The following is an 8,045-nucleotide window of genomic DNA, read 5'->3' on the forward strand; positions in this document are numbered from 1 at the left end:
AAGCCCAGTGGTAATATGTCAAGCACTAAAATTCAATGAATTGGAAATTAATATTGTCTTTCATTGAAAAGTGTTTAAAAAAGAGTATACCTAATAAACCTCACACTATTTTCAATTTTTTACCAATACTTTCAAGTGTGAAGCTGGGTGTTTGAAAGGGTGTGAATGAGAAGTTTTAATCTCTCCTTTCGGGTGGTGTGTACAACTGATTGGTGCGTAGTAGCGAAAACACCAATCGTACCAGTTTTCTTGCGGTTAAGACGAGAGCGCGTTTGTGTTTATGTTTTGGAACTTCATCGTACTTCTTTGTGTAAAAAGCTTTATATTCAGAGTCGTACTTTCGGATCTTATCGGCAGCTTGAATAAGGTAGTAACGCAGGTATTTATTACCTGTCCTCATTCTAGCCGTTTCCTGGGATTCGAATTCGCCTGATTGGTTCTGGTTCCATACCAAACCTGCATATTTCGCTAAGGCATGATGATCTTTAAATCGCTTTATATCGCTAATTTCAGCTATCAACCCTGCCGCATAAACGTCTCCAATTCCTTTTACAGACGTTAGGGTTTGCGGTATGCCTTTCATTAACTTGGCAATTTCTTTATCCAGACGCTTTACCTGTGACTCGATATGTTGAATGGTACTTAAAGTAACAGACATCGAAATATTTACGGGGTCCTGCATAGCCTTATTCAGCCGGTAAGATGATCTAGCCAACTTTTGAAGGTATTTTGCGATTTCCTCTGGCTTTTCAAATCGGTTTTTTCCTTTATCTTGCAGGAACTCGACGAGTTCCTCGAGGCTCATTTCAGCGATCGTTTCGGGCTCTAGTTCCTCCATGACAGCCATACTCGTAGCTCCGAATTTATCTGAAAATGGATTATCCTGTCTCAGTCCACTGAACTTTAAAAAGAGCTGGTTAAGGAAATACGTTTTATTTCGGGCAATCTCCCGCATAAAATGAAACCTTGTTCGCGTTAAGCGCTGAAGAGCTTCATATTGTATGGCATCTTTCATTTGGGCTGGCAGTCGGCCAAAGCGCAAGTGGTCAGCGATGACCCAGGCATCTATGCGATCGTTTTTTACAAGAGAATCATACCCTTTTTTGAAACGAGCGACTTTTCTCGCATTTAGTACGTAGATAGAGGCTTGAAACTTAGGTTCATAGCCTTTCATTTGGTCTTGTAGATAATGGGCAAGGTGCCAACTGTAAAGATCAGTGGCTTCCATCCCAATCTTCAATTGGTTGGCCTGACTTTTTTCCGCAGTTTCTAGCATTCGTTTGATCAGGGTTTCGGCCCCGGTTTGATCATTAGAAACAGAAAAGTCGGCGAGTGTGGACCCGTCCTCCTTCATGAAATGGACATGATGGGACTTCAAGCTTACATCTACACCAACAAGCATTTGTGACATACCAATCACCTCCAGTATGTAAGTTAATCAAGAACGTTCAGACCTGGGTGCCCACGGGAATCATCGATGTCTTCCTCGTCATCAGCACTCAAAGAAAAGAAGTCCATCATGAGCGCTACACTCACTTCTTTTACGGCGGCGCAACCAGTGGTTAGACCTTCAATAATGAACCATGGGTAGCAGGCTTATGAAGCAGTACACCAAAGTGTCCGCAAGGGGGAGAAGCAATATCCTGATACGATCCTGTCGGTTCCATTGTCCCATGAGCAGGTCTATGAACGCTATAAAAAAATGACGGAGTAAAACGCTGGAGCTTCCTCCATTCTCCGCCATTTCTCGATATTCAGTTAAAGGCATTTCAAAGAAGCAGTAGGGAAACTATCCCCCTGCGAAATAAGAACAACACATTAATCTATTATTGATAGTTTGAACTTTACCTCGGCTTCCCCATCAGGTGGGTGAAACAAGGGTAAAACTAAAATATTTAAGATGGGGAAGCCGAAAGGCTAACCTTGATAACCTATAGGAATCTAGAGTGAATTTTAGAGGATCCGGATCAACTGGAAATTCTTCTAGAAAGAGCTCTTACTAGTACTATACGAGGGGGACGAAGATGAAAAATTTTATTATTAGCCGTATAGGTTTAACTTTTATTTTTGCTTTAAGTCTACTATTATTGGCTGCATGTGGCGGAGGATCTGATTCTGCTGCAACTGAAGGGAACTCAGATGGAGGAGACAAGGCGAATTCAGAAAAAGTCTACAATTTAAAAATGAATTCTCAAAATGCCCCTCCTTTGGAAGGATCACCTTCCCATCATGCGCAAGTAGGTTTTGCGGAACTAGTGAAGGAGAAAACAAATGGGAGAGTAAATATTGAAATCTTCTATAGTAATCAATTAGCTGGTCAGTCAGAATCGTTAGATGCACTTGCTCGTGGAACGATCGATTTTCATGTGGGCACTCCTTCCGCTTGGGCTGATAAAATCCCTGAGGGGAATTGGTCAAACTTGCCATTTGCATGGAAAAATGAAGAAGAGGTTTACCACCTTCTTCGTGAAACGGACTTTGGAAAAATATATGAGGAAGCAGTAAATAGCTATGGAGTAAAACTATTATTCTATTATCATAGTGCTGCTGCGGGATATCTATCCAATAAACCGATCTCATCTCCTTCAGACTTTAAAGGTGTTGTTACAAATATGTCAGGCACATTGAAGGGTGATTTTTATAAGGGAATGGGCGCAGGGATTGCTAGTATCCCATTTGCTGACTTCTATGAAGGTTTGTTAAGAGGTACAGTTGATTCGGTTCTTTATCCTTATTATGCTATGGAAAGTATGAAACTCGCAGAAGTAGTGAAATATGTAACGGTCCCTGGAGAAGTTTCTCCTGCGATTGGCATCGTTTCTATTAGTCAGTCTGCTTGGGATGAATTGCCTAGTGATCTGCAGGAAATTGTCATGGAAGCAGCGTTGCAAATTGAAAAAGAAACGATGCCATTATCGAAGGCGTATACAGATAAAGGGTTGGAATATGCTAAAGAACAAGGCTTAGAAATTGTAGAGATGTCAGACGAAAGCTATAATGAATTTTTAGCACGTGCAAAGGAAACTGTTTGGACAGAGTTTGCTGCTATTAATGACCGAACAAAGAAAATGGCAGAGATATTGGAAGAAAATTCAGCACAATAAAAATAAGAAATAAGTTCATTGTCTAAGGGCTCAGCCTCCAGTATAAATCGGAGAATGAGCCTTTTATTTTTTTAGGTAAAAAGCCTATTTTTTAAAAAAAGTTATATAACAGTATTTACTTTTTAAACCTGTTATAATACAATAAATTCAACAAAGAATATTGGAGGCGAATACAATGAAAGGTAATGAGTACAAATCAAGAAAAGAATGCTGTGAGTGCGGAAGTGTTTTTGTTGAAAAGCAGGAATCAATCCATTATGAATGTGAACGCTGCATCGGCAGGTATGAGGAATAATAATACAGTAGACAACAAAGGGCCTGATCCTCAAAGTGTTATTTATACACTTGGGATCAGGCCTTTCTTAAGGTTTCAAATACAGTCCAGACGCGGCACAACAAAGTTTTTGAGAAATGCGAATAATATGTAATTAAATAAAAAAGGCTATAGATGTAAAATCCATATCCTTGTTTGTTATTTAATAAACACCGTGCACCTACCGTCGATAGAAACAACCAAGCGTTACTTGTAAAAAATAGTTCAAATCAGGTAACCCCTCGGCACATAGAGATAGCTGCTTATGGCTGCTTCCTTCCGGACCTGACCAGATTCATAGCCTTCTATTGCGAAGGACCCAATTGTCATCACTAATGTTCACAAGGCAGACCTTACATGTTCAAACCTCAAATAGGAATTCAACCCCGCTATGGCGGATTGCGGGTTACAGGGCACCGCCAACTCCCCGTCTAGCACGGTATGTATATGCTAGACATAATAACTTATGTGATTTAAAAAGCTCGGCCCATGAAATGGCTGTAAGCCAGGTTTTGTTCCTGCGTGCTTTAGCGAAGCCACTCTCGCACTACAGGTGTAGTCATATAACTATCGATTTTCCAATCGATCCATCCTTTTGGTTCCTTCTTCCCGCCGGATGGTGCCCCTACCATAATTTGGGTTGCTCGCTCGTGGGGTTTACCCGTTCCACTTCTTCTGTTTCCAGAAGAAAATCGTCACTGTGGCACTTTCAGGTTACTCTCCGCATATCCAAAGAGGACTTAGCATGATTTCACCGCCGTCAACAGTTGACCTGCTGCCCACCTTTGCAGATGGCACGAACACTCCGGGCATCTCAGCACCGGGCGAGCCTGGACTTTCCTCAACTCTTGTCTAACAAGAGCCGCGACTACTCACCATTTAATGTCTTTTGTTATCGTAGCTCATCGGCTACAGTTAATAATTTATCATGGATGGGTTAATAAAGTCATTAGTATATAGGTTCCATATATGGATAATTAGGGTATTTGAGTAGTCAGGACTTAGAAATCATTTGGGCAATACTATGCAAATGTAGGAAATAAGCAGAAGTAAAATAACAATCACAAGGAAATTAATTGTTGTTTTTAAATATGGCAAAGTGAGATTAAATAAGGATTCATAGAATATTCTTTATAAAAAGGAGGAATTCAGCAATAAGCAAGGAATTATTAAAATAATATTCTGAATATTTAGAATTAATGAAAAGGTGGGAGGTATATATGAGACTTAAAGATAAAGTAGCGATTGTTACTGGAGGAGCTAGCGGGATTGGGGAGAGTACGATAAAAGAAATGGTAAAAGAGGGAGCAAAGGTTGTTATTGCTGATCTAAATGAAGAAGCAGGAAGCCTTTTAGCAAACAAGCTGTGTAAAGATGGGAAAGAGGCTATCTATATGAAAGTGGACGTGACGGATGAAGAGATGGTTCAACGAATGGTTGCTTCTACAATTGATCAATTTGGAAGGATCGATATCTTATTTAACAATGCGGGTATTGGAAGTACTCAGCCCACCGATGAAGTGTCAATGGAAGATTGGAGAAATATGCTTTCGGTGAATTTAGATGGAGTCTTCCTTGCAGCAAAACATGTGATTAAGTATATGAGAAAGAACGGCGGCGGTAGTATTGTAAACAATGCTTCGATATTAGGTCATGTTGGTCAAGGAGCTACATTAGCATATACCGCCTCAAAAGGAGCGGTCGTTAATTTAACGAAAACACTTGCGTTGGAATACGTCAGTGAAAACATTCGTGTCAATGCGGTGTCGCCAGGTTATATTGATACTCCGCTAATAAGTGGTGCAACGGATGAAAAAAGGAATCTTTTAATTTCCCTGCATCCTTTAGGTCGTCTCGGGAAACCTGATGAAGTGGCAAAAGCTGTTGTTTTTTTAGCTTCTGATGATGCTAGTTTTATAACAGGGACAAGTCTTGCTGTTGATGGGGGCTATTTAGCAAGATGAAGAATATATTAAAGGAAAAATTAAAAGAAGGGAAATGTGTATATGGCCCCTGGATTTTAACGACTAGTGCAGATAATGCAGAGGTTTTGGCACATGCGGGAGCAGACATGATCATGATTGACGGTGAGCATGGGGCCATGAGTATGGAGACAGCTGGAAGGCAGATTTCACAAATTAAAAATACTTCTACGGTCCCGCTTCTGCGTGTTCCTTGGAACGATATGGTGATGGTGAAGCAAGGTCTCGATATGGGAGCAGCTGGCATTATGATCCCCATGGTAAATTCAAAAGAGGAAGCAGAACGGGCTGTACAGTATTGTCATTTCCCTCCAAGAGGTGTTCGGGGAGTGGGAGCTGGCCGTGCTAGTTTGTTTGGAGTGAATATTAAAGACTATTTACCATATGCCATGAATGAAATTCCTATCATCATACAAATTGAACATTTTAAGGCTGTAGAAGCTATCGATGACATTTTATCGGTTCCAGGTATTGATGTTGCGTTTATTGGCCCTTTTGATCTTTCCACATCGATGGGGATTATGGGGAAAATCAATCATCCTGATATGGTAAAAGCAATACAAAAGGTACTTGAAGCGTGCAGCAGACACCAGGTTGTCCCTGGTATTATGACCGGACCTGGCCTGATGCAAAAACATATCGAAATGGGCTTCAAGTTTTTACTTGGTGGAAGTGATGCTCTTTTTATTCATCAAGGTGTTAAAGGATGTTTGGAAGAGTTTAAGCAAGCGAGTATGAAAAGAAATCTGTAAGTGTAATGGTCAATTCTTTATGAAAAGAGTTGGCCATTTCTTTTTGGAATAAATCCATAATTTTGTAAAGAACCAAATAATAGACAATTGTATTTTTAAATAAGATAATGATAAATAGGTCTAAAGAATGGGTTAATGATGGTACATATTGATAAAACATTAAAAAGCGGAGGGATCGTGTACAGTGGAAATAGGTTTGAGCACATTTGTAGAAACAACACCGGATCCTAAAACCGGTGAGGTCATTAGTCATGCACAGCGAATTCGTGAAGTAGTTGAAGAAATTGTCCTGGCAGATAAAGTGGGGCTGGATGTATTTGGTGTTGGGGAGCATCATCGGGAGGATTATGCAGCTTCTTCTCCTGCGGTTGTACTGGCTGCGGCGGCATCACAAACGAACAGGATACGATTGACAAGTGCAGTCTCGGTACTTTCTTCTGACGATCCGGTACGGGTATTTCAGCAATTTGCTACACTTGATGCGATTTCCAATGGTCGGGCGGAAATTATGGCTGGACGGGGATCATTCATCGAATCTTTTCCGTTATTCGGCTACGATTTAAATGATTATAACGAGTTGTTTGATGAAAAACTTGATTTGTTACTAAAAATAAGGGACTCGGAGAAGGTGACGTGGAGTGGTAAGCACCGACCTGCGATTCAAAACTTAGGTGTGTACCCGAGGCCTGTTCAAAACCCTCTGCCAGTGTGGATTGGCAGCGGCGGAACTTCTGAATCCGTGGTACGTGCAGGTCTGCTCGGCTTGCCGTTAGTTTTAGCGATTATTGGCGGAAGACCGCTGCAATTTGAGCCGCTTGTACGTCTATATAAGAAGGCAGCCACTCATGCTGGACATGATCTCTCGAAGCTTCATGTTGCTTCTCATTCACATGGGTTCATTGCGGAGGATACGGATGTCGCAGCAGACAAATTTTTCCCTTCAACACAGCAGGCGATGAGCAAACTAGGAAAAGAACGCGGATGGGGGCCATATACACGAGCTAGCTTTGATGCAGCACGGAGCTTTGAAGGAGCTTTATATGTTGGCAATCCAAAGACGATAGCGGAAAAAATCATTCATCTCCGAAAAAATGTGGGCATTACAAGATTTATGCTCCACATGCCGGTCGGAACCATGCCGCATGAAGATGTCATAAAAGGGATTGAGCTTTTAGGAAAAGAAGTAGCGCCGATGGTACGTGAAGAAATAGCGAATTGGGAGAAGAATGAAGGGCGGCAGTTTTAAATGCCACTACGAGGAACTGGGTTAAGATTGACCAGTTCTTTTTTACGATTGCGTGTATAGCTCCCTTTATTTCCATGAGAAATGATTACACGCTTTCTTTACTATTAACCAAAATTGTCACGGATGTTAGTGAAAATGGAAATAAATCCTGCGAAAGCGGAGTTAATAAATGGTTTATTCGAAACATATCTATCCTTAAATGAAAGTGAGGAGGAAGAACTCATGGAAGAAATAAAACAATAAGATCAACAAGAAGCAGAGGAAATTTTTAAACTGCCGAACTCATGGGAAGAAAAAGGGCTAGAAATAGGTAGAAAAGAGGGAAGAGTCATTTGAGTGTTATAATTTGCAGTAGTAGTCTTTGGATTACACATAAAAAATCGTCCTTTCTAAAATGTTGGTTTGGTCACTTACATTTTACTAAATAGGGCGATTTCTTTGTGTACTTTTTTATAATTAGATGGATTTATAAGCCAAAAAAGATTAAATATAGGTTGATTGGAACGGAAGGCACGAAGACTCCTGCGGGATGACGGGGCAGGGGAGACCCCACAGGCGCTAAGCGCCGAGGAGGCTCCCCGTACCGCCCGCGGAAAGCGAAGTGCCTGGAGTGGAAATCAACAACTCCGTTTAACCAACTACTAAAAA

General features: G+C 41.0%; 6 protein-coding genes and 2 other RNA genes. 5 read left to right on the top strand and 3 right to left on the bottom strand.

Annotated features, from left to right (window positions below; translation table 11 throughout):
- Nucleotides 1-175: 175 nt before the first annotated feature.
- Nucleotides 176-1,411, bottom strand: coding sequence for an IS110 family RNA-guided transposase (locus tag CZ487_RS08950; RefSeq protein WP_077210804.1), 1,236 nt, complete (start codon nucleotides 1,409-1,411; stop codon nucleotides 176-178).
- Between the two features lie 613 nt (nucleotides 1,412-2,024).
- Here CZ487_RS08950 and CZ487_RS08955 point away from each other — a divergent pair.
- Both CZ487_RS08955 and CZ487_RS27070 read left to right on the top strand, forming a co-directional pair.
- Complete coding sequence (locus CZ487_RS08955; RefSeq protein ID WP_077211764.1) at nucleotides 2,025-3,104, top strand: TRAP transporter substrate-binding protein; 1,080 nt, start codon at nucleotides 2,025-2,027, stop codon at nucleotides 3,102-3,104.
- A 175-nt stretch (nucleotides 3,105-3,279) separates the two neighbouring features.
- A complete protein-coding gene (locus CZ487_RS27070) occupies nucleotides 3,280-3,399 on the top strand; it encodes a YhfH family protein (RefSeq protein WP_202617802.1) in 120 nt (39 codons plus the stop codon).
- A 191-nt stretch (nucleotides 3,400-3,590) separates the two neighbouring features.
- Here CZ487_RS27070 and ffs read toward each other — a convergent pair.
- Both ffs and rnpB read right to left on the bottom strand, forming a co-directional pair.
- Nucleotides 3,591-3,857, bottom strand: an RNA gene (ffs, locus tag CZ487_RS08965) — signal recognition particle sRNA large type.
- 56 nt (nucleotides 3,858-3,913) lie between these two features.
- An RNA gene (gene rnpB / locus CZ487_RS08970) (RNase P RNA component class B) lies at nucleotides 3,914-4,297 on the bottom strand.
- A 340-nt stretch (nucleotides 4,298-4,637) separates the two neighbouring features.
- Between rnpB and CZ487_RS08975 the strand changes: the two genes are divergently transcribed.
- The 3 genes from CZ487_RS08975 to CZ487_RS08985 all read left to right on the top strand — a co-directional run bounded on the left by CZ487_RS08975 (nucleotide 4,638) and on the right by CZ487_RS08985 (nucleotide 7,397).
- Entirely contained in the window at nucleotides 4,638-5,381 is a 744-nt protein-coding gene (locus CZ487_RS08975) for an SDR family NAD(P)-dependent oxidoreductase (protein WP_077211766.1), read from the top strand.
- Complete coding sequence (locus CZ487_RS08980; RefSeq protein WP_077211767.1) at nucleotides 5,378-6,151, top strand: HpcH/HpaI aldolase family protein; 774 nt, start codon at nucleotides 5,378-5,380, stop codon at nucleotides 6,149-6,151. The genes CZ487_RS08975 and CZ487_RS08980 overlap by 4 nt, the downstream gene beginning before the upstream one ends.
- A gap of 184 nt (nucleotides 6,152-6,335) precedes the next feature.
- Entirely contained in the window at nucleotides 6,336-7,397 is a 1,062-nt protein-coding gene (locus CZ487_RS08985; protein ID WP_077211768.1) for an LLM class flavin-dependent oxidoreductase, read from the top strand.
- The last annotated feature ends 648 nt before the right edge of the window (nucleotides 7,398-8,045 follow it).

Source organism: Robertmurraya dakarensis (genome assembly GCF_900156875.1).
GTDB classification, from domain to species: Bacteria; Bacillota; Bacilli; order Bacillales; family Cytobacillaceae; genus Robertmurraya; species Robertmurraya dakarensis.

What these genes read in the sequence shown, in the direction of transcription:
- CZ487_RS27070 (WP_202617802.1), top strand. Translation starts at nt 3,280, where the DNA reads ATGAAAGGTAATGAGTACAAATCAAGAAAAGAATGCTGTGAGTGCGGA.
- CZ487_RS08955 (WP_077211764.1), top strand. Translation starts at nt 2,025, where the DNA reads ATGAAAAATTTTATTATTAGCCGTATAGGTTTAACTTTTATTTTTGCT.
- CZ487_RS08980 (WP_077211767.1), top strand. Translation starts at nt 5,378, where the DNA reads ATGAAGAATATATTAAAGGAAAAATTAAAAGAAGGGAAATGTGTATAT.
- CZ487_RS08975 (WP_077211766.1), top strand. Translation starts at nt 4,638, where the DNA reads ATGAGACTTAAAGATAAAGTAGCGATTGTTACTGGAGGAGCTAGCGGG.
- CZ487_RS08950 (WP_077210804.1), bottom strand. Translation starts at nt 1,411, where the DNA reads ATGTCACAAATGCTTGTTGGTGTAGATGTAAGCTTGAAGTCCCATCAT.